The sequence below is a fragment of the Streptomyces sp. NPDC002886 genome (assembly GCF_042888445.1).
Taxonomy (GTDB): domain Bacteria; phylum Actinomycetota; class Actinomycetes; order Streptomycetales; family Streptomycetaceae; genus Streptomyces.
This window is the reverse complement of sequence record NZ_JBIAPV010000017.1, coordinates 1-23,065: the sequence shown is the minus strand read 5'-3', so window position 1 is coordinate 23,065 and position 23,065 is coordinate 1. Positions and strand designations below refer to the sequence as shown.

The 23,065-nt window shown below is 72.0% G+C and carries 19 protein-coding genes; 7 read left to right on the top strand and 12 right to left on the bottom strand.

From position 1 onward, the window contains the following. The first annotated feature begins 232 nt into the window (after positions 1-232). Positions 233-4,219, top strand: coding sequence for a DNA-binding protein (locus ACFYYB_RS40290; RefSeq protein WP_389443364.1), 3,987 nt, complete (start codon positions 233-235; stop codon positions 4,217-4,219). Between the two features lie 5 nt (positions 4,220-4,224). Here the strand turns inward: ACFYYB_RS40290 and ACFYYB_RS40285 are convergent, their stop codons facing one another. Beyond that, complete coding sequence (locus ACFYYB_RS40285) at positions 4,225-5,421, bottom strand: acyltransferase family protein (RefSeq protein WP_389443362.1); 1,197 nt, start codon at positions 5,419-5,421, stop codon at positions 4,225-4,227. Between the two features lie 215 nt (positions 5,422-5,636). Here ACFYYB_RS40285 and ACFYYB_RS40280 point away from each other — a divergent pair, with 215 nt between their 5' ends. After that, positions 5,637-6,131, top strand: a complete 495-nt coding sequence (locus ACFYYB_RS40280) for a hypothetical protein (RefSeq protein WP_389443360.1) — start codon at positions 5,637-5,639, stop codon at positions 6,129-6,131. Positions 6,132-6,158: 27 nt separating this feature from the next. Here the strand turns inward: ACFYYB_RS40280 and ACFYYB_RS40275 are convergent, their stop codons facing one another. Continuing rightward, entirely contained in the window at positions 6,159-7,130 is a 972-nt protein-coding gene (locus ACFYYB_RS40275; RefSeq protein ID WP_389443358.1) for an aldo/keto reductase, read from the bottom strand. A gap of 145 nt (positions 7,131-7,275) precedes the next feature. Here ACFYYB_RS40275 and ACFYYB_RS40270 point away from each other — a divergent pair, with 145 nt between their 5' ends. Beyond that, positions 7,276-7,653, top strand: a complete 378-nt coding sequence (locus ACFYYB_RS40270) for a MerR family transcriptional regulator (protein ID WP_389443356.1) — start codon at positions 7,276-7,278, stop codon at positions 7,651-7,653. Positions 7,654-7,803: 150 nt separating this feature from the next. Continuing rightward, positions 7,804-8,793, top strand: a complete 990-nt coding sequence (locus ACFYYB_RS40265; RefSeq protein WP_389443354.1) for an ArsR/SmtB family transcription factor — start codon at positions 7,804-7,806, stop codon at positions 8,791-8,793. A 95-nt stretch (positions 8,794-8,888) separates the two neighbouring features. Here the strand turns inward: ACFYYB_RS40265 and ACFYYB_RS40260 are convergent, their stop codons facing one another. After that, a complete protein-coding gene (locus tag ACFYYB_RS40260) occupies positions 8,889-9,608 on the bottom strand; it encodes a TetR/AcrR family transcriptional regulator (RefSeq protein ID WP_389443352.1) in 720 nt (239 codons plus the stop codon). Positions 9,609-9,739: 131 nt separating this feature from the next. On the opposite strand from ACFYYB_RS40260, the gene ACFYYB_RS40255 reads away from it, so the two are divergent. Continuing rightward, a complete protein-coding gene (locus tag ACFYYB_RS40255) occupies positions 9,740-11,008 on the top strand; it encodes a saccharopine dehydrogenase C-terminal domain-containing protein (protein ID WP_389443350.1) in 1,269 nt (422 codons plus the stop codon). Here ACFYYB_RS40255 and ACFYYB_RS40250 read toward each other — a convergent pair. The 7 genes from ACFYYB_RS40250 to ACFYYB_RS40220 all read right to left on the bottom strand — a co-directional run bounded on the left by ACFYYB_RS40250 (position 10,923) and on the right by ACFYYB_RS40220 (position 17,497). Continuing rightward, the gene (locus tag ACFYYB_RS40250) at positions 10,923-11,390 is read right to left on the bottom strand and encodes a hypothetical protein (protein WP_389443348.1); all 468 of its coding nucleotides are present in this window, start codon (positions 11,388-11,390) and stop codon (positions 10,923-10,925) included. The two genes, ACFYYB_RS40255 and ACFYYB_RS40250, sit on opposite strands and share 86 nt — an antisense overlap. A 128-nt stretch (positions 11,391-11,518) precedes the next feature. Then, positions 11,519-11,950 (bottom strand): VOC family protein, encoded by a 432-nt coding sequence (locus tag ACFYYB_RS40245; RefSeq protein WP_389443346.1) that lies wholly within the window; start codon positions 11,948-11,950, stop codon positions 11,519-11,521. 210 nt (positions 11,951-12,160) lie between these two features. Then, on the bottom strand, positions 12,161-12,487 hold the full coding sequence (locus tag ACFYYB_RS40240; RefSeq protein ID WP_389443344.1) for a hypothetical protein: 327 nt from the start codon (positions 12,485-12,487) through the stop codon (positions 12,161-12,163). Between the two features lie 134 nt (positions 12,488-12,621). Beyond that, complete coding sequence (locus tag ACFYYB_RS40235) at positions 12,622-14,049, bottom strand: GH1 family beta-glucosidase (RefSeq protein WP_389443342.1); 1,428 nt, start codon at positions 14,047-14,049, stop codon at positions 12,622-12,624. Between the two features lie 105 nt (positions 14,050-14,154). After that, entirely contained in the window at positions 14,155-15,081 is a 927-nt protein-coding gene (locus ACFYYB_RS40230; RefSeq protein ID WP_389443340.1) for a carbohydrate ABC transporter permease, read from the bottom strand. Beyond that, positions 15,078-16,079 carry a carbohydrate ABC transporter permease gene (locus ACFYYB_RS40225; RefSeq protein WP_389443338.1) on the bottom strand — a complete coding sequence of 334 codons (1,002 nt, stop codon included), beginning with the start codon at positions 16,077-16,079 and terminating at the stop codon, positions 15,078-15,080. Before ACFYYB_RS40225 ends, ACFYYB_RS40230 begins: the two co-directional genes overlap by 4 nt. A gap of 113 nt (positions 16,080-16,192) precedes the next feature. Further along, positions 16,193-17,497 (bottom strand): ABC transporter substrate-binding protein, encoded by a 1,305-nt coding sequence (locus tag ACFYYB_RS40220; RefSeq protein WP_389443336.1) that lies wholly within the window; start codon positions 17,495-17,497, stop codon positions 16,193-16,195. A gap of 253 nt (positions 17,498-17,750) precedes the next feature. Between ACFYYB_RS40220 and ACFYYB_RS40215 the strand changes: the two genes are divergently transcribed. Then, positions 17,751-20,531: a glycosyl hydrolase gene (locus tag ACFYYB_RS40215; RefSeq protein ID WP_389443334.1), complete on the top strand. Its 2,781-nt coding sequence runs from the start codon at positions 17,751-17,753 to the stop codon at positions 20,529-20,531. Between the two features lie 98 nt (positions 20,532-20,629). On the opposite strand, the gene ACFYYB_RS40210 is transcribed toward ACFYYB_RS40215, so the two are convergent. Both ACFYYB_RS40210 and ACFYYB_RS40205 read right to left on the bottom strand, forming a co-directional pair. Further along, positions 20,630-21,667: a LacI family DNA-binding transcriptional regulator gene (locus ACFYYB_RS40210; RefSeq protein ID WP_389443332.1), complete on the bottom strand. Its 1,038-nt coding sequence runs from the start codon at positions 21,665-21,667 to the stop codon at positions 20,630-20,632. A 146-nt stretch (positions 21,668-21,813) separates the two neighbouring features. Beyond that, positions 21,814-21,975 (bottom strand): carbohydrate-binding protein, encoded by a 162-nt coding sequence (locus ACFYYB_RS40205; protein ID WP_243337014.1) that lies wholly within the window; start codon positions 21,973-21,975, stop codon positions 21,814-21,816. Positions 21,976-22,128: 153 nt separating this feature from the next. On the opposite strand from ACFYYB_RS40205, the gene ACFYYB_RS40200 reads away from it, so the two are divergent. Continuing rightward, the coding region (locus ACFYYB_RS40200; protein ID WP_389443330.1) for a LysR family transcriptional regulator at positions 22,129-23,065 on the top strand (937 nt) is incomplete at its 3' end.

Here is a 23,065-nt window from a genome sequence, read left to right as displayed (position 1 = left end):
CCGGTCGGCCGTTTCCCACCGGCCACCAGGGGGAGCGGCGGAGGTGGGCGGGACGAGCCGTTCGGGCCGTGCGGCGACCGGCGTACGACAGCAGTCCACCGGCTCGCGCATTGTTCAGCAGCCTCCATCCGGGCGACTGAACAATTGTTTTCCGTGGCCGAAGAGGCCCTTGTGGCCGCCGGGTCCGCCTCCTACGGTGGAAAAGATCTTGATCTCGGGGGAGCGGAGCGGCATGGGAAGCGGTGCGGGAAGGCCGGAGAAGGCGCTCGATCCACAGGCTGGCCCCACCGCCCGGTTCGCCGCCGACCTCCGCGCCCTGCGCCGCACGGCCGGCTTCGTCCCTTACCGGGAACTGTCCGCGCGGGCCGGCTATTCGGTGACGGCCCTCTCCCAGGCCGCCGCCGGGAACCGGCTCCCGAGCCTGCCCGTGACGCTGGCCTACGCCGAGGCCTGCGGCGGCGCCCGTGCGGAATGGGAACGACGCTGGCGCGAGGCCGCGGCCGAGACCGCGGCCGAGACCGAAGCCGCCTGCCTCGCGCTCGGCGCCGACGGCGGCGGAACTCCGCCCTACCGAGGCCTGACGCGCTTCGAACCCGAGGACGAGTCGGTGTTCTTCGGCCGGGAACGCCTGACCGACCACCTGACGGCCCTGGTGGCCGAACACCGCTTCACCGTCGTCCTCGGCCCCTCCGGCAGCGGCAAGTCCTCCCTGCTGAGGGCCGGCCTCATCCCGCGGCTGCGCCGCTCCGAGCCGCCGCTGCCGCCCGCCGCGGCCCTGCGCGTCCTCACCCCCGGCGAACACCCGATGCGGACCCACGCGCCGGTCCTCACCCCGGCCGCCGCGGACGGCGAGACCTGGCTGATCGTCGACCAGTTCGAAGAGGTCTTCACGCTCGGCGCGGACCCCGAGGAACGGGAGGACTTCCTCGCGGCCCTCCTCGCCGCCCGCCACCCCGGAAGCCGGATCCGCGTGGTGCTCGGCGTGCGCGCCGACTTCTACGCGAACTGCCTGGCCCACCCCGCCCTCGCCGAGGCCGCCCGGGCCGCGACCCTCCCCGTGGGCCCGCTGACCGCCGAGGAGATGCGCGGCGCCATCGTGCGCCCCGCGGCGGCGGCCGGCCTCACCGTCGAACGCGCCCTCACGGCCCGGCTCGTGGACGAGGTCACCCGCGAACCCGGCAGCCTGCCGCTGCTCTCCCACGCCCTGCTGGAGACCTGGCGGCGCCGTCGCGGGCGCACGCTGACCCTGGCCGGACACGAGGCGGCCGGCGGGCTGCGCGGCGCCCTGGCCCAGACCGCCGAGGAGGTGTACGCGGAGCTCGGGCCCGACCGCGCCCCCGTCGCGCGCCGCCTCCTGCTGAACCTGATCACCCCCGGCGACGGAGGCCGCGGAGACGGAGGTTCCGGAGACGGCGGCCCCGGCGACGGAGCCCCCGACACCCGGCGGCCCGTACCCCGCGACACCCTCGTGCCCCCGGACTCGCCGGAGGCGGGCGAGGCGGGGGCCGTGCTGGACCGGCTGGCCCGGGCCCGGCTCGTCACCCTCGACCGGGACGTCGTCGACCTGGCGCACGAAGCCCTGATCACCGCATGGCCGCGGCTGAGCGGCTGGATCGACACCGACCGCGAACGGATGCGACGCCACCGGCGGTTGACCCAGGCCACCGAGAACTGGCTGACCCGCCGGCGCGACGCGGGGGCGCTCCTGCGCGGAGGGGAACTGGCCGAGGCCGAGGCCACCTTCGCGGGCGACACCGACCGCGCTGCCGAACTCGTCCCGGTGGAGCGGGAGTTCCTGCACGCCGGCCTCGCGTCCCGGGCCCGTACCCGCCGGATACGGCGCGGCGTGACCTCCGTCGTCACCCTCCTGCTCGTCCTCCTCACGGTGGCGAGCACGAACGCCTGGCAGCAGGGCCGCGACAACGTCCGCCAGCGGGTCGACGCCGAGATCCGGCGGGCCAAGGGAGAGGAACTCGCCGCCGGTCAACTGGCGGCCGTGGCCCAGGGGCTACGGAGCTCCGACCCCGCCCTGGCGATGCGGTTGAGCTTGGCCGCCTGGCGGGTCGCCGAGACCGCCGAGACCCGGTCGGCGCTGCTGGCGGCGTCCGTCCAGGCCGAGTCCGACGCCTACGACGTGCCCGACGAGGCGGGCCCCTGGACCTCCCACCCGGCGCTCCCGGTCCGGTTGAGCGCGGACGGCCGCATCGCGGTCACCGTCGACATCGACTCCGTACGCGCCTGGGACGTCACGAAGAGGACGGCGATCGGCCCGGAGACGGCCCTCGACCCGGCCGCCCTGTTCCGCGGGATCTCTCCGGACGGCCGCACCGCCTTGCTGCAAGGGGGCGAGGGGAAGGCGGATCCCGTAGCCGGTGGCGGGGCCCGCCGACTGGACCTGGTGTCCGGGAAGGCGCTGGACGCCGCGCCCCGACCGGCGGGCGCTTCGATCGTCTGGACCGCCGCCGACCAGGTCGTCGCCAACCTGGACATGAACGGTGCCACCGGCCGGCTCTCGCTCCGGGACGCACGGAGCGGCCGGACCCTGCTGGAGGTGCCGACCGGCCGGCATCCCTTGTGGGCACTGAGCCCCGACGGACGCCACCTGGCCCTGTGCGCCAGGGGAGGGGACGCGGCGAGCCCCTTCGAACGGAGCGAGGTGCCCCTGCGGGTCTGGGACGTGGCCCGGGGCACCGAGCTGCCCGCCGCCCGACCCGGCGGGTGCGCCGTCGAGTCGTTCCGGTTCACAGGCGACGGCGCCGTCCTCATGAGCCACGAGCCGGGCGGCCTGAGCCTGTGGAACCCGGTCACGGGCCGGGAGGCGGCCGGGATCAACCACAACGGCCTGACCGAGGTGACCACCAGCCCCGACGGCCGGTTCGCCGCGGCCGTCGACGGCCGGGAGATCCTGATGTGGCGGATCGCCGCGCCCGACCGGCCGGTCTTCCGGTACTCCCTCGCCAACGGGGCCGCCTCCCAGCTCCGCATCGACCCGAAAGACGGCGTCCTCAGGTACCTGACCGAACGCCGGCTCGGGGACACCACGGTGCGTACGATCTCCTACGGACCGGCCACGACACCGGACTGGAACCCCGAACCGGCATCGACCGGCACCTTCAGCGCGGACGGCACGACCGTCGCGGTCGACCGCCGGCAGGGCGACAGCACCTGGTCCGAGGCCTACGACGTCGCCGACGGCCGGCGCACCGCCCGCACCCCGCCGGCCGACTGCCCGAAGGCGGCGCCGGCGGCGTCCACGGGAACACCCGAGGAATCGCCCACCGCGCACGACTGCCGCGTCCTCCTGGCGCTCACCCCCGACGGACGCACCCTCGCCCAGGCCCGGACCGACTTCGCCGAAGGCGCGGAGGCCGGAGACGGACGGCGCGAGAGCGCCCGGGAGCCGGCGCTGTGGGACATATCGGCGAACACCGCCCGCCCCCTCCCCACGGACCCGGAACCGTCGCTCGCCGCCCGGATGCCCATCACGGGCATGGCCGTCTCACCCGACGGCCGGTCCCTGCTCACGACGCGCGCGGGCGTCGACACCCTGGACGTCCGGGACCTGGCGAGCGGCCGCCGGACCCGGCCGCAGGACCTCACGAAGGACCGGGGCTCCTCCATGGCGGCCTCCCGGAGCACCCGGTCCGCCCCGGTCACGGTCCGCCCCGACGGCCGACTGCTCGCGACCTCCTCGACCACCTACGACATCCCCACCGGCCGGCGCACCGAACGGGGCCACGCCATGGAACCGGGCGGGGTACTGGCCTACAGCCCCGACGGCACGCGCCTGGCGGTCGGTGACACGACCGGCGCGGTCACCCTGTGGGACGGACGGGCCGAGCGACGGCTGGCCACCCTCCCGGCCGGATTCGACGCGGTGGGCTCCGACTCAGCCAAGGCCGTCACCGCCCTGGCCTTCTCCCCCGACGGCCGGACCCTGGCGGTGGCGGCCGCCTCCGGCACGCTCCGGCTCTGGGACGTGAACTCGGGCCGGCCGCTGGGATCACCGCTGCCGACCCCCGGCGACGGGATCGTCGCCGTCGCCTTCTCTCCCGACGGCCACACCCTGCACAGCGCGGGCGAACACAGCACCGTCCGCACCCACCAGGTGGCCCCGGTCCAACTCGCGGAGTCCGTCTGCACCCGGGCCGGAACGGGACTGTCCCGCTCCGACTGGCGCACCTACCTCCCGGATCTCCCTTACCGAAAGACCTGCTGACAGGCCTACTGCTGGTGGTCGCGGGCGTCGGACGCCGCACGCATCGTGCCGAGGGACTTGTTCAGCCCGCGCTTCATCAGACCGCTGAGCGGTCGTTCCACGACCCGGTGGATGAGCCAGGCCGTGAGGAGCGCGACGGCCAGGGCGACGGCGAGCGCGGCGCCCGATCCGATGCCCAGGGTGCGCAGCCAGTGGATCAGGGTCCAGCCGGCTTCCTGGTGGATGAGGTAGAGCGGGTAGGTGAGGGCTCCGGCGACGGTCAGCCACTTCCACTGGATCCGGTCGAGGTGGCCCAGGGCGACCATGATGATCACCAGATAGCAGAGGGTGATGATCGCGGCGACGACCGTCCAGGACAGCGGGTGCCCGGTGGCGTTCTCGTACGTGTGCTTCATCCCGCCTATGCGGCTCATCGCGACGAGCCAGGAGAATCCGACGATGCCCCACAGGAGCAGGTTCGGTCCGAACCGGTACATCAGGAACATGGCCACGCCGGCTATGAAGAACGGGGACTCCTGGGGCATGGCGAAGCTCTCCAGGAGCGGGATCTTCGTCTGCGGGGCGAGCAGCGCGGCCGCGGCCCAGATGCCGCAGAACGCGACGACCCGGCGGTAGGTGAGGCCCATGGTCACGACGATGGCGAAGAGCAGATAGAACTGCAGCTCCATCCAGAGCGTCCAGTAGACGCCGTCGACGTAGTGGTAGCCGAGCGGGCTGACGAACATGGTGAAGTTCGCGAGCACGGTCGGGAGGTCCAGACCGGCGCGAGCCCCGGGCCGGCCGAGGTGGGGCACCAGCAGGAGCACGCCCGCGGTCAGCAGGACGGCCGCCCAGTAGCCGGGGAAGAGACGGATGACCCGGGAGACGAAGAAGTCGCCCGGCTTGCGCCCCCAGCAGCTCATGCAGATCACGAAGCCGCTGATGATGAAGAACAGCTGCACGCCGAGCCAGCCGTACGAGGTGACCCGGGCGATGTCCGGCATGAAGTCGGACGGGACCTTGCCGCCCCAGACCTCGGGTACGCCCGCGAAGGCGGTCCAGTGGAACGAGAGGACGGCGAGGGCGGCGAGCAGACGCAGCCCGTCGAGCGCGTACAGGCGGGGCGCGGACCTCCGTCCGGCCGTCTCCGCGGGCGCCGGGCCGGAGGCTGCGGGCGTGGGCGGAACATGCCCATCCGTCGACGTTATTGCGGCATGGGCCATGAGTCCGTCTCATTCTTCTGATGATTTCTACACTGCGGTGCGCTGCCTGGAAGTGAGCCGCGTCCCAGGCACGCGAAGCGGCGAGGCGTCTGCTCCCCGGCGCCCATGGCAGGTCCCCCCACGGGAGACCGATGCCGTCGGGTGAGACCACCTGGTCACCTGGCGCGCATCGGTCGCAGGGATTGTACCCTCCGACGATCAGCCCCGCTCCGGAGATGGCACAGCCACTACCGGTCGCGGTCGCCGTGGGAGCGGTGATGCTCGTGGGCGCCTGGGTCGGGTACGTCAGGCTGGTCCACGGCAGTGCCGGCATCTTCGGGGCGATCTTCCTGGTGCTGGGGCTGCTGACGCTGGTGGCCCTGGCCGATCGGACGGTCGTGCGGGGGGCGGTCGCCGACTGCCTGGTCTCCGAGGTTCACGAGAAGACGCAGGGTTCCTCGGGCGAGGGCGGCCCCCCGCCCAGAACGGTCTACCGCCATGTGCTGAGTTGCCCCGACGGCTACCCGACCGAGCTCAAGGGCGACCGCCGCCTGGCACCACAGGGCGAACGGATCAAGGTCTCCTACGACCCGGGGCGCAGGGTCTCGCCCCAAGCGCACGGAGCCGGGACGCCGTGGGCACCGCTCCTGCTCGCGCTGGGCCTGCTCGGCGGTTCAGGGGCCCTCGCCGCCCGCCGGCCCGGCGCCCAGCAGGGGCCGGGCCGGCGCTGACCACGCGACCGTTCGCGCCGGCCGGCCCTACGCCTGGTCGAGGTGGGCGCGCTGCGCCGGGGTCAGGTCCAGGGTGACGGCGTCCAGGGCCTCGTCGAGCTGCGCGAGGGTCGAGGCACCGACGACGGGCAGGACGGGCAGGTCGCCACCGAGCAGCCAGGCCAGGACGACTTGGTTGGCGGTCGCGCCGGTCTCGGCGGCCACGTCACGCAGCGCGGCCAACCGGCCTGCCGTGCCCGAGTGATCGAAGCCGCTCGGGACGGGCTTGGCGGGGTCCGTGTACGCGCCGGCCAGCAGGGAGGTGTAGGCGAGCAGTGTGACGCCGGGTTCGCTGCGGACGTAGTCGAGCAGTTCCGGCGTCGCGTGCTCGCAGGAACCGAAGGTCGCGCCCGGCCGGGGCCGGAGGTAGGTGTACTGCTGCTGTACGCAGCTGTATCCGGCCACTCCCTGCTCGCGGGCCAGCGCACGGGCCCGGTCGATGCGCCAGGTGAGCTGGTTGCTGACGCCCAAGACGTCGACGGTGCCGTCGGCGACGAGTCCGCCGAACGCCGCGACCGTCTCGGCCAGCGGCGGCCGGCGGTCCTCCATGTGTGCGTACAGGACGTCGAGCCGGTCGGTGCCGAGCCGCTCGAGGCTGCCTTCGACGCCGGCCCGGACGGCTGCGGCCGACAGCCCCTCCGCGGTGCCCGGCCACGCGCCGGGTCCGGTCGGCCGGGCGCCGACCTTGCTGGCCAGTACGACCTCGTCCCGGTTGCCGCGCGCGGCGAGCCAGCGTCCGATCACCAGCTCGCTCTCGTCGCCGTTCGCGCCGTCGAGCCAGAAGGAGTAGCAGTCGGCGGTGTCGATGAAGGTGCCGCCGCGTTCGACGAACCGGTCCAGCAGCTCGATCGCGCGCCGCTCGTCGATGCGGGTGCCGAACGGCAGGGTGCCGAGGCAGAGCGTGCTCACCGTGGGGCCGGGGGTGCCGTCAGCGCGCAGGCCAAGGGTGCGAAAACGCATGGGAGTTCCTCTGCGGACGTGGGTGGGGTGGCGGGCGGGCCATCGGCGTCGGTCGCCGGGAGCCGCGTGAGGAACGGTGTCATCTGGAGCGCGGTCCAGGTCAAACCGCTCGGCGGCCCGCTACCGCCGATGGCATGATCCCCGCATGAGCGCACCCACGACCGAGTACCTGACCCCGGCCGAGACGGTCGAGCGGTCGGGCTTCAGCCTGGACACCTTGCGGTACTACGAGCGCATCGGTCTGCTGGGCGCCGTCCACCGCTCGCGCACCGGCCACCGCCGCTTCACCGAGCACGATCTCCAGTGGCTCGCCGTGCTGCGCTGCCTGCGCGACACCGGGATGCCGATCGCCGAGATGCGGCGCTTCGCCGGCCTCGTCCGCGACGGCGACGGAACCTTCGCCGATCGCCTGGCCCTGCTGGAGCGGCACGACGAGCAGGTGGAGGAGCACATCGCCCACCTGCGGGGACAACAGGCCTACGTCCGCGAGAAGATCGCCTTCTACCGCCGGGCGTTGAACTGACGCCCTCTCGGGTTCCGTTCGCGGAACCGCACCGCACCACCGCCCCGGTCGTCTTGGCCGGAATAGGTCCTGGACGGAGTCCCGGGCAGGGCGCAGACTGCGCTTGACGATCAAGTGGCGCTCGAGCGAACTGCGTTGGGGGGATGCTCGGTGCTGCGCATATATTTCACCGCCGAGGATCTGGCCCGGACCCGCGTGTCCGTGACGATCGGAGCGGCCTCGGAGACGATGTACGGCCTGAGGCTGCTGCGCGACTGCGCCGCGGCGGCCCTGCCCTTCCGCCCCTGGCGGGAGGCCGTCCGCGGGCGGTTGGGGGAGCGGGCCCGCCCGGTCACGAGCCTGCTGGCCCTGGACGGACCGGATGTCGATTTGACGGTGCTGATGGGTGACACGCCATCCGTCGAGGAGGGAATCGACAACCTGCTCCGGGCATCGCCCGCCCGATTGCGGACCGAGTTCGAACACATCGACTTCCACCCCTCGCAGTTGCCGTGGGCCCGGAAGCTGGCGGAGGGCGACCTCGAGGCCCGCAGGGACTTCGCCGCGGGGCTCACCGCCTGCAACGAGGCGCTCGTGGCGCCCTATTGGAACAGCGCGAGAGCCCATCTGGAGGGCGTACGGACCACCTTCGCCCGGACCCTGCTCGACGGCGGGATCGAACGCCTGCTGGAGGGCATGTGCGCCCCCCTGGTGCGGTGGCGGGCTCCCGTACTGGAGATGCCGTACCACCGGAACGTCGACGTCCATCTCGGGGGGCGCGGTCTCGTCATCGCTCCCACGGTCTTCCTCTGGCGGGAGCCGAGGCTCCTGTGGGACTCGCAGGACGACACCGCGGCGCCCACGCTCGCCCTACCCACCGTCGGCGACACGGCGGCGGCGGCCACCCTGTGGGGTGCGGCGCGGTCCGCCGACCAGTCGCTGGGCGCACTGCTGGGGCGCACGCGGGCCGCCGCACTGCAAGTGGCCGCCGAAGGGTGCAGCACCACGGAGCTGGCGCGGCGCCTGAACGTCTCGATCGCGGCGGCGAGCGAGCACGCGACGGTCCTGCGCAACGCGCATCTGATCACGACCAGCCGGCGCGGCAAGTCCGTGGTGCACACCGTCACCCCGCTGGGCGCCGAACTCCTGGGAAGCCACTGACCCAACACGGACGACCCGGCTCCGAAGGCGGTGAAGGCGATGGAAGGTGATGCCCTCGGAGCAGGCCCTCGGAGCCGGCCCCTCGGAGCCCGTGCTCAGAGCCCGCCGGTCCCGCCCGCACCGGCCAGCTCGCGCTCGGCGCTCTCCAGCAGCATGTCCAGCGCGACCGGATAGGCGCTGTGCGGCATCCGGGCCGCGAGGAGCCCGGCGGTGGCCGCGATGTTCGGGTACGTCCCGGCCGGCAGGCGGGCGTACGTCGACTCCCACCGCTCCTCATCGGACTCCCGAGCCTGCTCCGTCAAGGCCAGGGAACCCGCGTCGAGCGCGGCGAAGGCCAGGCACTGGTCGATGTAGGCGTGATAAATCCGCACGGCGTCCTCGTCGCCGAACCCCGCGCCGCGCAGACTGCCGAGGATGGCCTCGTCGGCCGCGATCTCCCTGGGCCGCCCGGTCACCCGGCTCGCCGTCAGCAGGGCGGCCTGGGGATGGGCGAGGTAGGCGCCGTGGATGCGCAGGCCCAGGGAGCGCAGGTCCTCGCGCCACCGCCCGGTGGGGGCCCAGCCGGCGAGAGCCCGGCCGATGAGCTCCTCGCCGATGGCCAGGGTGAGCCCGTCCATGCCGTCGAAGTAGCGGTAGAGGGTGCTGGGGTCCGCGCCCAGGGCGGTGCCGAGCCGCCGGGCGGTCAGGCCCGCGCTTCCGTGCTCCCGCACCATCCGCAGCGCCGTCTCGACGATCAGCCGCTCGGTGAGCACCGTGCCCTGCCGGGTCGGCCGCCGCCTTCGGCGGGCCTCCTCCGGAACCACGTCCTTCGGCATCGCGGACTCGCCTCCCGGACCCTTTGGTGCCCTCGTGTCGCAGCCTTATGCCAACAGCATTGACCTTAACTCCTCGCAGGCGGTTCCATCAGCCCCCTGGGGCGCACGCCCCACCGAGAGAGGACCTCGTCATGCGTGTTCTGCTTGTGGGTGCCGGCGGTGTCGGGAGCGCGATCGTCAAGATCGCCGCCCGCCGCGGCTTCTTCGACCGATTCGTCGTCGCCGACTACGACCTGGCCCGCGCCGAGGCCGCCGTCGCCGCCCTCGGCGAGGCGGAGCGACGCTTCACCGCCTGCCGCGCGGACGCCTCCGACGAGGCGGAGATCGCCCGGCTGCTCACCGAGCACGGGTGCGACGTCCTGATGAACGCCACCGACCCGCGGTTCGTGATGCCGCTGTTCAACGCCGCGCTCGCGGCCGGCACCCATTACGTGGACATGGCCATGTCCCTGTCCCGCCCGCACCCCGAAGACCCGTACGGCACCTGCGGGGTGAAGCTCGGCGAGGAGCAGTTCGAACGGGCCGCGGAGTGGGAGAAGTCGGGCCGGCTCGCGCTCGTCGGCATGGGTGTGGAGCCCGGTCTCTCGGACGTCTTCGCCCGCTACGCGGCCGATGAACTCTTCGACGACATCGAGGAGATCGGCATCCGCGACGGAGCGGATCTGACCGTCGAGGGCTACGACTTCGCGCCGTCCTTCAACATCTGGACGACGATCGAGGAGTGTCTGAACCCTCCCGTGGTGTACGAGCGCGAGCGCGGCTGGTTCACCACGGAACCCTTCAGCGAGCCCGAGGTCTTCGACTTTCCCGAGGGCATCGGCCCCGTGGAGTGCGTCAACGTCGAGCACGAGGAGGTCCTCCTCGTCCCGCGCTGGGTCGGAGCCCGCCGGGTCACCTTCAAGTACGGCCTCGGCGACGATTTCATCGGCAAGCTCAAGACCCTCCACGCGCTGGGCCTGGACTCCACCGAGCCGGTCACCGTCCGCGGTGAGGACGGCAGCCCGGTCCGCGTCTCACCGCGCGACGTGGTCGCGGCCTGCCTGCCCGACCCGGCGACCCTCGGGGACCGGATGACCGGCCGCACCTGCGCCGGGACCTGGGTCAAGGGCACCAAGGACGACCTGCCCCGCGAGGTCTACCTCTACCACGTGGTCGACAACCAGTGGTCCATGCGCGAGTACGGCTCCCAGGCCGTGGTCTGGCAGACCGCCGTCAACCCGGTCGTGGCACTCGAACTGCTCGCCGCCGAGGTGTGGTCCGGGTCCGGAGTCCTCGGCCCGGAGGCCCTGCCGCCCCGCCCCTTCCTCGACCTGCTCACCGCGTACGGATCTCCCTGGGCGATCCGGGAACAGGGGCCGGTCCCGATCCCGGCCACGCCGGCGCCGGCATCGGACCACTGACGCCGTCGCCCCGCCCGCCGGTCGTGCCGGCGGGCGTCGAAGGGGGGCCCTGGCGCCTGGCCGCCGCCGGCAAAGGGGGCCAGGGCAAGGCCTCGTACTGCTGGGCGAGGAGCCTGCGGTCCTGGCGCCCCAGGGTCGTGAACCCCGCGACGAGGGTCCCGGCGAAGGACATGCCCGCGATCGGCGGTGCCCACTGGCTGTCGAAGCCCACGGCCAGGAGCCACAGCCCCGCGCAGGCCGCCCCGAGGGTCAGGAGCAGCGCGATCCTGGTGGTGCGGGCCCACGCCCGGCTCGCGGCGACGCACCCGAAGCCGAGGATCGCGCCCGGGGCGGCCGTAGCGACGAGGACGACCAGTAGGTAGACGGCGTACATGATCAGCATGCGGCGAGCCCCCCAGAACTCGTGGCAACCCGTCCGGTGGGCAGGGGGTCGTGTCCCGCTGCTCCGACAGGTGCGCGACGCCCATACTGGCAGAAGGTTTGAACGTGTTCAATACTGGCGGTGCGCCGTCAGCGAGCCGACAGCTCCGAGGGCGCTTCCTGGACGACCCAGCCGTTGCCGTCCGGGTCGGCGAAGGTCAGGAAGGAGTTCCAGGTGTCGCCCTTGCCGTCCTCCCAGCCCTTCTCCCCGACGTGCCGCACCGGCGACACCTCCACACCCCGCGCCGTCAGCTCCTCCCGCGCGGCCTCGATGTCGGTGACGCAGAGCTGCAGCCCCTGCAGGGTGCCCGGTGCCATCTGGCGCGTACCGGGCGCCGGGGGCATCCCGTGTTCCAGCGCGATCGAACAGCGTGAGCCGGGCGGGGTCAGCTGGATGATGCGGATGCCGGGCGCGACCTCGCTGTCGAGGTCGACGGTGAAGCCGACCTTGTCCGCGTAGAACTCCTTCGACCGGTCCATGTCGGTGACAGGGACAGGAACCACTTCGAGCGTCCAGTTCATGACGGGCCTCCTCGGAACACGAATGGTGCGGGAAGGTCCACCGTGGCCTACGGGCCGCCCGTGCGCGAGCCGAATCGCGGGATGCGGAGAAGAGCGGAAAAGAACGGGCGGTGCCCCCGCGGGATTCCCTCGCGCCGAGGGGATCCCGCGCGCCGCGCCCGGATCTGCGCTGAGACCGCCGCCCCCGCTCGGCGGGGAGGCGCGTACCGGTTAGGGCGACTCCGGACCGTCCTCGCGGGAGAGTCGAAGCGCGAGTTCCTGGAGGAGTGCATCGGTACCGGGCTCCGCGCCGGTCTGGTCGTACGCGTAGGCGACCGCCGCGAAGGCGGCGATGAAACCGTTGACCAGAGCGCTCAGCGGTGCGGAGAGCTGATCGAGCACGGCACTGCCGACTTCCTCCGGGGCGGCTCCCTCCGGCACCAGGAAGTGATCGGGGGTCACTTCCGCCAGCAGCTCGGAGGCGAGGCCTTCGCCGACATCCGCGCGCAGGGCGGTGAGCGCGGCGATGGCCTTGAGTTTGATCTCGTTTTCGTGCACGGCCCGAGACTACGGCGCGGAGGTCTCCCGTGGAGCGGCACTCACGCCACTCACGGCACTCGCGCCACTCACGGGACTTGCGGCACTCGCGGCCCTGGCGCGCTCGCAGGGCCGCGAGCAGGGGAGACGTCCCCTCAGTCTCGCGCCAGCCCGCCCCGCGCGATCACCCCCGCGTACCATCGCGCACTGTCCTTCACCGTCCGGCGCTGGGACGCGAAGTCCACGTGGACGATGCCGAAGCGCTTGCCGTAGCCGTACGACCACTCGAAGTTGTCGAGCAGGCTCCACAGGAAGTAGCCGCGTACGTCCACCCCGTCCTGGATCGCCCGGTGCACGGCCGTCAGGTGCGCGTCCAGGTATTCCACCCGTTCCGGGTCGTGGACCTCCCCGGCCGGGTCCGCGTAGTCGTCGTACGCCGCCCCGTTCTCCGTCACGAGGAGGGGGAGGTGCGGGAGTTCGTCCCGCAGCCGGGTCAGCAGCTCGTACAGGCCGTTCGCGTCCACCGGCCAGTCCATCGCCGTGCGCGGGCCCGCCGCCAGGGTGAACGCCACGTGGTCCTCGGCGCCCGCCCAGGGCGCGGGGGAAGCCGATGAGCCGGCCGAAACCACGCTGGGGGAGTAGTAGTTGACGCCGAGCGAGTCGATCGGGGTGGACGTGACCTCCAGGTCACCGTCCCGGACGAACGACCAGTCCGTCACCCCCGCCGTGTCCTCCACCAGGTCCTGGGGCAGGCGCCCGTGGAAGACCGGGTCCATGAAGATCCGGTTCGCCACCGCGTCGATCCGGCGTACCGCGTCGAGGTCCGCCGCGGTGTCCGTCAACGGGCGCAGGGCATGGAGGTTCAGCGTCAGGGAGATCTCGGCTGTGGACGGGAGGCGGTCCCGCAGGACGCGGACAGCGCCGCCGTGCGCCAGGTTGAAGTGGTGGGCGGCGCGCAGTGCGGCCAGGTTGCTGGTGCGGCCGGGGGCGTGGACCCCGCTTCCGTACCCGAGGAACGCCCCGCACCAGGGCTCGTTCAGCGTCGTCCACGTCGTCACCCGGTCGCCCAGCGCCCGGGCCACCAGGTCCGCGTAATCCGCGAACCGCTGTGCGGTGTCCCGCTCCGGCCAGCCGCCCGCGTCCTCCAGCTCCTGCGGGAGGTCCCAGTGGTAGAGCGTCGCGACCGGCCTGATCCCGTTCGCCAGCAGCTCGTCCACCAGTCGGCGGTAGAAGTCCAGGCCACGCTCCACGGCCGGGCCCCGCCCCGTCGGCTGGACCCGGGGCCAGGACACGGAGAAGCGGTAGTCCGTGACGCCCAGTTCCTTCATCAGCTTCACGTCGTCGGGCATCCGGTGCAGGTGGTCGGCGGCGATGTCACCGGTGTCACCGTTGCGGACCTTGCCGGGCGTACGGCTGAAGGTGTCCCAGATGGAGGGCGTCCGGCCGTTCTCGGCCGCGGCGCCCTCGATCTGGTAGGCGGAGGTGGCCGTGCCCCAACGGAATCCGGTCGGGAAACGGAGCCCCGTCGCGGTCCCGGGGCGGGTGCCCGTGGAGGTCGCCGGGCGGGCATCGACAGCGGTCATGAGACGGACACTCCAGGGAGTAGGGGGAGGGGGGAAGGAGGCGGGACGATCGGACGGGGCCTGGTGGGGCCGGGCTCGCACCGGGCGCCGGAAGGCACGGACGCGTCAGCCCTTGACGGCCCCCTGCATGATGCCGCCGACGATCTGCCGGCCCAGCAGGCCGAAGACGAGCAGCACCGGCAGGGTGCCGAGCAGCGTGCCGGCCATGATGACCGACTGGTCGTTGACGTAGCCGCCGCCGAGCTGCCGCAGCGCGACCTGCACGGTCGGCTCCTGTGAGGACAGGGCGACGACCGGCCAGAAGAAGTCGTTCCACGACGCCATGAACGTGAGCATCCCGAGCACCGCCATGCCGGGCCGCGCGATCGGGACCACGATCGACCAGAAGACGCGTGCCGTGGAGGCCCCGTCCACGCGCGCCGCCTCGATCAGTTCGTCCGGCAACGACTGGATCAGGTACTGGCGCATGAAGAACACCCCGAACGCCGACACCAGGCCCGGCAGGATCACCGCCTGGAGCTGGTTCACCCACTGGAGTTCGGCGATCAGCATGAACAGCGGAATCACACCGAGCTGCGGCGGGATCATCATCGTCCCGATCGTCAGCGTCAGCAGCGCGCCCCGGCCCCGGAACCTCAGCTTGGCGAAGGCGAAGCCGGCGAGCGTGCAGGAGAGCACCGTGCCCACGGTGACGGACCCGGAGACGATCAGCGAGTTCAGCAGCGCCTTGCCTATGTCGGCCTCTTCGAGGACCGCCTCGAAGTTCTTCATCAGGTTCGGGCCGGGCAGCAGGCTCGGCGGCACCTGCGCCAGGTCCGCGTTGGACCGGCTGGCCGCGACGATCGTCCAGTAGAAGGGGAACGCCGAGACCAGCAGGGCGAATCCGAGGATGAGGTAGGCGATCCAGCCGCCCGTCATCGTCTTCCCGGCTCCACCGCCCTTGCGGAACCGGTACCACGGGCGACTGGCGGGCCGCTCCCGCGGAGGGCGGTGCTTCCCGGGTGCGGCCGGCGGTGGGGCGAGCGCGGTCATCGGCCGGCCTCCTTGCGTGCGCGGCGGCGCGCGATCAGGGCGTTGACCCCGACGAGCACCACGATCAGGACGAACATCACCCAGGCGATGGCCGCGGCCCGCCCCAGGTGGAAGAAGCCCCAGCCCTGCTCGTACATGTACAGGCCGAGGGTCTGGTACTGGTGCGAGATGCCGCCGGAGATCGACCCCTCGAACAGCAGGGGCTCACCGAAGAGCTGGGTCGCGCCGATCGTGGAAACGATCACCGTGAAGACGATGGTCGGCCGCAGTCCGGGAAGGGTCACGTGGATGAACTGCCGCCAGCGAGAGGCCCCGTCGATCGCCGCGGCCTCGTACAGCTCGTGCGGGATCGACTGCATGCCCGCCAGGTAGATCAGCGCGTTGTAGCCGGTCCAGCGCCAGATCACGATCGTCGACACCGCGATCTGCGAGGCGACGGTGCCCGTCTGCCAGTCCACCGGGCCGACACCGATGAGCCCGATCACGTAGTTGATCAGCCCGAAGTCGCGGCCGAAGAGCTGCGCGAAGACGAGCGTGGCGGCGGCGACGGACGTCGCGTAGGGGAGCAGGACCGCGGTCCTGATGAACGTCCGCCCGCGCAGCTTGTAGTTGAGCAGGTGGGCCAGGCCCAGTGCCATCGCGAGCTGCGGCACGGTGGACAGCACGCCGATGGTGAAGGTGTTGCGCAGTGCGGTCCAGAAGTACGCGTCGGTGAAGAGCGCGGTGTAGTTGGCGATGCCCCGCCATTCCATCTCGCCGCTCGTCTGGAGTTCGACGCGGTAGAGGGAGACGAACGCCGTGTAGAGGAGCGGGAAGAGGCCGAAGGCGAGGAACAGGGTGAAGAAGGGGGCGATGTAGGCGTACGGGGAGGCCTTGCGCCAGCTGCGACGGAGAGCGGCGGCCGGACCGTCGTCCGGGCCGTTCCCGGGGCCGGATCCGGGGCCGGATCCGGTTCTGGCCGGGCGGGGTCCGGCCTTCGCCGTGGAGGTGGGGGACACGAAGCGGCCCTTCGGTGGATCGCGGCAGGAGGGGGTGAGGGGGTGGGAGGAGCCAAGGGGACAGGAGGGCAGGAGGGCCGTGGGGCCGGGGGCGGCCGGTCCCGCGGCCGGCGTCAGCCGGTCACGTTCGCCACGCCCTTCTTCGCCGTCTCCCACGCCTTGTCCGAGGAGACTCCCTTGCGCTCGACCTCGCTGAGCGCGTTCGTCAGCTGCTGCATCACGTTCTGGTCGTGCACGCCCAAGACCTGGACCGGGGACTCCTTGGCCGCGTCACCGAAGATCCGGCCGATCGGGGCGCCCGAGAAGTACGGGTCCACGGCGTCCGAGATCTTCGCGATCGCGCCCGTCGAGGAGGGGAAGTTGCCCTGCTTCTGGAAGACCTTCGCCTGCTGCTCGGGGGCGGTGAGCCACTCGATCAGTTTGTACGCCTCCTCCTTGTGCTTGGCCGCACGCGGGATGGCGAGGTACGAGCCGCCCCAGTTGCCCGCGCCGCCGGGGAGCTTGGCGACGTCCCACTTCCCCTGGCCCGCGGCGCCGGCCTGGCCCTTGACGTAACCGAGCATCCAGGCCGGGCACGGGATGGTGGCGAACGAACCGGCGGCGAAGGCCTGGTTCCACTGCGGGGACCACTGGTCGAGCTTGGCGCTCAGGCCGGCCTCGGCCGCCTTCACGGAGGTGTCCCAGGCCGTCTTGACCGCCGGGTTCGTCTCGTAGATCATCTCGCCGGCGGCGTTGTAGTACCGCTCCTTCTCCTGGCCGATCATGACCCCGTAGAGGGAGCCGACGCTGTCCAGCCAGGCGCTCTGGGCGGGGGCCTTCTTCTTGTACTCCTTGCCCAGCTCCAGGTAGCCGTCCCACGTGGACCACTTCTTCGCGAGCTCCTCGCGGTCGGTGGGGAGACCGGCCTGCTGGAAGAGGTCGGTGCGGAAGCACATGGCCTCGGGGCCCACGTCCGTGCCGAGGCCGAGGACCTTGCCGTCCTTCGTGGTCGCCGCCGACCACTTGGCCTCGGCGAACTGGCCCTTGAGCTTGTCGGCCCCGAACGCCTTCAGGTCCTGGAACTTGTCGGACTGTTGCTGGGTGACCGACGCGATCCGGCCCACCTCGACGCCCTGCACGTCCGCGAGCCCGCCGCCACCCGCGAGGCGGGTCTGGAGCGACTTCCAGTAGTCGGCCTCGTCCTGGGTGTCGCTCTGCTTGATCGTCACGCCGGGGTGGAGCTTCTGGTACTCCTCGTAGAGGCCCGCCTCCTTGAACCCGAAGGATCCGAAGAGGTCGACCGTGAGGGTGACCTCTTTGCCCGCGCCGTCGGAGGAGTCCGGCGAGGCGCCGGACCCACAGGCGGCGAGGAGGGCTCCTGTGAGGACGACGGCGCCGAGGCGGGCCGTGGCTCTCTTGGCGGCTCGGGCGATGGGCATGGGAAGCCTCCCTTGACTTCGGGATGAACAGAACGCTTGAGAGCTGACTGAGAGCGCTCTCAGTTCGTGCGTCTGGAGCGTCTCCCGCCGACCCCTCCCCGTCAAGACTCGAACACATAACAGCTTGGCGTTGCGGCTAACTGCCCTTTATGCACGCTCTCTTGACACCCAGGTTTCAGAAGATTTACGTTCCATGACACTTGAGAGCGCTCTCGAACGCGCTCTTCCCCCCACGTGATCGAGGTGCAGTTTCGTGCGAGCCTCCCTCTCCAGACCCGCAGTGGCGACGCTCCTGGCCATCGGACTGGCCGCCGTCGGCCTGGGCCCCGCCGCTTCCCCCGCGGCCGCCGCCACCATCCCCGCGGGGTCCGGCAGTTACACCGATGCGCGCCCTGCCGGCACGTCGGGACCCACGACGAACACCGGCGCCCCCGTCACCCCCAAACTCACCGCCGCCGCGCGGGACAAGCCGGTCCCGACCAACGACTGGTGGACCTCCCTCGCCTACCAGCGCTACGGCGACAACCCGTACTCCACCCCCATGTACGGTCACCCTCTCACCTACCAGGCCAAGGCCTCCGGTCTGGAGGTCGGCTACCCGACCGCGCCCGCGATCGTCGGCGACGGCCGACAGTACGAGTACGCCCACAAGGCCGACCTCACCGTCGGCCTCACCGGCCTGAACTCTCCCGACACCAAGGCCGACGCCTGGTCGGACTGGACGGTCACCCCGTACTGGGCCGACGGCTCGCGCACCTTCCGGGCCACCATCGGCCACGGCATGCCGTTCGTGTACGCCAAGGGCTCGGGCGGCGACGCCCGCGTCACGACCGCCTCCCCACCCACCGTCTTCGCGGACAACGGCAACGTCCTCGGCATCACGGTCGCCGGTCACCACTACGCCCTCTTCGCCCCGACCGGCGCCGACTGGACCGTGTCCGGCACCACGATCACCGCCGGACTCGCGGGCAAGGACTACTTCTCGCTCGCCGTCCTGCCCTCCACGGACGCGCTCGCGACCTACCGCAAGTACGCGTTCAGCTTCGTCACCGGCTCCCAGGTGGCCTGGCAGAACGCCGGCGGCGACGTCCGGGCGACCTACACCCTGACCACGGAGGCGAAGGAGGGCACCGAGCGCGGCACGCTCCAGGCCCTCTACCGCCACCAGTGGCTGCACACCACCGACGCGCTCACCCCGTACACGTACGTCTCGCCGCGCGGCACCATGAAGGTGCGCGAGTCCACCTCCTTCACCACCAGCCAGAAGAACAACGGCGTGCTGCCCGCCCTGCCCGCCTCCAGCGGCGTCGACCGGGCCCGGCTGACCGGCTACCTCAACGAGGTGGCCAATGCCTCCGACCCGTTCTCCGGGGCCACCGACACCTACTGGACCGGCAAAGCGCTCGGCCGGCTCGCCCAACTGGTGCCCGTGGCCGACCAGATCGGCCAGACGGCGACCCGCGACAAACTCCTCGGCCTGATGAAGGGCCGCCTTCAGGAGTGGTTCACGGCGGGCGGGGCGAGCGAGTTCAGCTACGACAAGGACTGGAAGACCCTCACCGGCTACCCGGCCTCGTACGGCAGCGACACCGAGCTCAACGACCACCACTTCCACTACAGCTACTACGTCTACGCCGCCGCGATCATCGCCCAGTACGACCCGGCCTGGGCGGCGGACTCGGCCTGGGGCGCGATGACCAAGCACCTGATCCGCGACACCGCCAATCCGAGCCGCACGGATGCGGCGTACCCCTTCCTGCGCGGCTTCGACGTGTACGCGGGTCACAGCTGGGCCTCCGGCCACCAGGGCTTCGCGGCGGGCAACAACCAGGAGTCCTCGTCGGAGTCGATCAACCTCAGCGCCGGTCTGGTGCTCTGGGGCGCGGCGACCGGCGACACCTCGCTCCGCGACCTCGGCAGCTACCTGCTGACGACGGAGTCCGAGGCCATCACCCAGTACTGGTTCGACGCGAGCGAGCAGGTCTTCCCCGCCTCCTACAAGTACGGCACGGTCGGCATGGTCTGGGGGAGCGGCGCCGCCTACTCCACCTGGTGGACCGCCAACCCGGAGGAGATCCACGGCATCAACGTCCTTCCGGTGACCGGAGGTTCACTGCACCTGGCCCGCGAGAAGGCCGCCATCACACGGAACATCGCCGAGATGGAGCGCGAGAACGGCGGCCCGGCCCAGGAGTGGCGCGACCTGCTCTGGGAGTTCGAGGCACTGACCGATCCGGCGTCGGCAAAGACCAAATGGGACGGCGTGAACGGCAATTACACCCCCGAACAGGGTGAGTCCAAGGCCCACACCTACCACTGGATCAACACCCTCAACACCCTGGGCGCACCGGACATGACGGTCAGCGGCGACCTGCCCACCTCAGCCGTCTTCACCAAGAACGGCACCCGCACCTACACCGCGCACAACCACGGCTCCACCGCCCGTACGGTGACCTTCTCGGACGGCAAGACCCTCTCCGTACCGGCCCGTTCCACAGCCACGGGCACCGGCGCCGGAAACCCGGACCCGGACCCGGAGGAGCCCGGACCGTCCACCGGCAACACCTTCCGCCTCAAGACCGGCGGCGTCCTCACCACCGCCACCACCGACCCGGCCGGCGCGGACACCCTGGCCTCCGCCGACGGCGTGAACCGGGACGGCACCCCGTACCGGCCGACCGTCTATGAGGCGAAGCAGGTCACCGGCAAGGTCTCCGCCGGGGCCTCCACCGCCTTCCGCCTCCGGGTGGACGCCGGCGCCAAGGTCGGGCTCGCCCCGCAGGTCCGAGTCAGCTACGACCTGACCGGTGACGGCACCTTCGACCGGACCGAAACCTTCCGCTACTTCGCGACCGACCCGGTCGCGGGCTGGGAGGAGTACACGCAGGCGGTCGGCGCGCAGGCCGTCACCGGGAGCCTGGGCGAACTCAAGAACGGCACCGTCCGTCTGGAGATCTGGAACGCGCTGGGCAACGGCACGTCGCAGGTGCAGACGGGCACGGACGCGGCGGTGCTGAGGATCCCGTACGTGTAGTACGGGCATGATCGGTGCGGCGGGTCTCCGGGGCTGCGGGTCTCCGGGCCTCCGGCTCCTCGGAAAGGAGACCCGCCGTACGCGGCGCACGGCGGGGTTCAGGCGGAGGCCCGCCGGACCAGCATGGTCGGGGTGATCACCGAGTCCGGTCCCGCGCCGTTCCCCGTACGGTCGAGGCTGCGCAGCAGCAGCCGTGCCATCAGCCGCCCCTGGCCCTCGATGTCCTGCCGGACGGTGGTCAGCGGCGGGTCGGTCTCCTTGGCCACCGGATCCATGTCGTCGAACCCGACGACCGCCACTTGCCCGGGCACCGCGATCCCGCGATCCCGCAGGACCCGTAGCGCCCCCGACGCCATCAGGTCGTTCGCGACGAACACCGCGTCCAGGTCGGGCCGCCGGTCCAGCAGCTCCGCCATCGCCCGCGCCCCGCTCTCCACGGTGAAGGCGCCCTCGGCGAGGAGCGTCGGATCCATGTCCAGCAGCACGTCCCGGTAGCCGTCGAGGCGGTCCGTCGCCGAGGTCTGGTCGGGCGGCCCGGCGATGTGGGCGATGCGCTCGCGCCCCAGGTCCCGCAGGTACTGCACGGCCACCCGGGCCCCACCCCGGTTGTCGGCGTCGACGTACGGCACGGTCCGTTCGCCGGGGCCGGCGGTCCAGCCGGGCCGGCCCCCGAACACGGTCGGGATCCCCGCTCGCCGGGTGATCGCGTGCAGCGGGTCGTCCGTGTGCAGGGAGAAGGCGAGGGCGCCGTCCACGTGCCCGCCGGACAGGTACCGGGTGATCCGGTCGAAGTCGCCCGGCCCCTCCACCAGCAGCAGCACGAGCTGGGTGTCGTGGGCGGTCAGCTCCTTGCTGATGCCCCGGATCTGCTGGGAGAAGAAGGGGTCCGAGAAGATCCGCACCTCCGGCTCCGCGATGACGACGGCCACCGCGCCCGTCCGCCGTGTCACCAGCGTCCGGGCCGCGTGGTTGGGGACGTAGCCGAGCTCGTCGACCGCCCGGAGCACCTTGTCGACCAGCGGTTGGCGGACCCCGTCGCCCCCGTTGACGACCCGCGAGGCGGTGGCCCGGGAGACGCCGGCACGCGCCGCGACGGCTTCCAGGGTGGGGCGGGACCCGGGGGACGGCTCGGGCAAGGCGGTCGCTCCTCGTGGACGGGGGCGGCGACGCGCAAGGTGGTGCGGACCTGCGCCGTCGCCGGATCGTCTACAGCCTAGCGCCGGGACGGGCGGAGGAATGAGAGCGCTTCCAAAAGGATGCCGCCCGGTTCGCCGCGGGCCGCTCAGCCGGCGTAGGGCTGCCACATCTTGACGGTCGTCGCCGGGTTGCTGGCGGAATTGGACTTGTGCGTCACCAAGCACCGGTACTGCCTGCCGAAGTGAACGACGCGGTCGTTCTCCGCATACTGCCGGTTGACCTTCCACTCCGAGAATCCTGCCGCCATGAGGGTCACCTTTCATCGAGCCGGCTCGATGCCGGTGTGCAAGAAGCATCGCACCCTCCTGAGCAGGGCAGACACCCGATGCCGTCCGCCGGCCCGATTCCGGATGCGGTAGACCCGTAGCGGATGTGTACAGGTCTGGACCAAGCTCGGGTCATGGATCTGGAGTTGAGGCATCTCAAGATCGTCAGAGCGGTCGCCGACGCCGGCAGCCTGACCCGCGCGGCCACCGTGCTGGGGCTCACCCAGCCCGCGCTGAGCACCCAGCTCAAGCGGATCGAGCGGGCGCTGGACGGGCCGCTCTTCCTCCGGGGGCGGGAGGGGGTACGGGCCACCGCGCTCGGGGAGCTGGTGCTGGAACGGGCCCGCGTGGTGCTGCCGGCCGTGTGCGAGCTTCAGGAGGAGGCGGTGCGCTTCGCCCGGCAGGGCACGGCCGGCTACCGGCTCGGGGGGACGCACGGGCCGCTCCTGGGCGGGCTCGTCGACCGGATCGTCCGGCAGGAACCGGGAGTGCCGGTGACCACCTACACCTCGTGGTCGGAACGGGAGGTGGCCGGGGGCGTGGCCGCCGGCAGGCTGGACTTCGCCCTGGTCGGGGTGTGCGGGGAGAGCGCCCCGCCGGGGCCGGGACGGCTCGCGTGGCGGGAGGTCGCACGGGACCCGGTGCACGTGATGCTGGCCGAGGACCACCCGCTGGCACAGCGGCCGTGGATCGAGCTGGCGGAACTGGCCGCCGAGGCCTGGACCGACGTACCGGGCGACGGGTGCTTCGGGGACTGCTTCGCGGCGGCGTGCGTGCGCGCCGGGTTCACCCCGGCGTGCGTGTACGAGACGGACACGGCATCGTGCGTGCACCTCGTCCAGGTCGGGCGGGCCGTGGGGCTGTGCCGGGCGACGTTCCCCGTGACCCCCGGGGTGGTGGCCCGGCCGCTCGCCGGGAGCCCGCTGGTGTGGAGGCACCTGCTCGGCTGGCATCCAACCGCGCGGGCCGCCGCCCGCGCGGCGGCGGTGCTGGAGCACGCGCGGGACGCCCACACGGAGGCGCTGGCCCGGTCGTCCGCGGCCGCGGTCGCCACCGCCCTGGCGGAACGGG

What these genes read in the sequence shown, in the direction of transcription:
- ACFYYB_RS40290 (WP_389443364.1), top strand. Translation starts at nt 233, where the DNA reads ATGGGAAGCGGTGCGGGAAGGCCGGAGAAGGCGCTCGATCCACAGGCT.
- ACFYYB_RS40285 (WP_389443362.1), bottom strand. Translation starts at nt 5,421, where the DNA reads ATGGCCCATGCCGCAATAACGTCGACGGATGGGCATGTTCCGCCCACG.
- ACFYYB_RS40280 (WP_389443360.1), top strand. Translation starts at nt 5,637, where the DNA reads ATGGCACAGCCACTACCGGTCGCGGTCGCCGTGGGAGCGGTGATGCTC.
- ACFYYB_RS40275 (WP_389443358.1), bottom strand. Translation starts at nt 7,130, where the DNA reads ATGCGTTTTCGCACCCTTGGCCTGCGCGCTGACGGCACCCCCGGCCCC.
- ACFYYB_RS40270 (WP_389443356.1), top strand. Translation starts at nt 7,276, where the DNA reads ATGAGCGCACCCACGACCGAGTACCTGACCCCGGCCGAGACGGTCGAG.
- ACFYYB_RS40260 (WP_389443352.1), bottom strand. Translation starts at nt 9,608, where the DNA reads ATGCCGAAGGACGTGGTTCCGGAGGAGGCCCGCCGAAGGCGGCGGCCG.
- ACFYYB_RS40255 (WP_389443350.1), top strand. Translation starts at nt 9,740, where the DNA reads ATGCGTGTTCTGCTTGTGGGTGCCGGCGGTGTCGGGAGCGCGATCGTC.
- ACFYYB_RS40250 (WP_389443348.1), bottom strand. Translation starts at nt 11,390, where the DNA reads ATGCTGATCATGTACGCCGTCTACCTACTGGTCGTCCTCGTCGCTACG.
- ACFYYB_RS40245 (WP_389443346.1), bottom strand. Translation starts at nt 11,950, where the DNA reads ATGAACTGGACGCTCGAAGTGGTTCCTGTCCCTGTCACCGACATGGAC.
- ACFYYB_RS40235 (WP_389443342.1), bottom strand. Translation starts at nt 14,049, where the DNA reads ATGACCGCTGTCGATGCCCGCCCGGCGACCTCCACGGGCACCCGCCCC.
- ACFYYB_RS40230 (WP_389443340.1), bottom strand. Translation starts at nt 15,081, where the DNA reads ATGACCGCGCTCGCCCCACCGCCGGCCGCACCCGGGAAGCACCGCCCT.
- ACFYYB_RS40220 (WP_389443336.1), bottom strand. Translation starts at nt 17,497, where the DNA reads ATGCCCATCGCCCGAGCCGCCAAGAGAGCCACGGCCCGCCTCGGCGCC.
- ACFYYB_RS40205 (WP_243337014.1), bottom strand. Translation starts at nt 21,975, where the DNA reads ATGGCGGCAGGATTCTCGGAGTGGAAGGTCAACCGGCAGTATGCGGAG.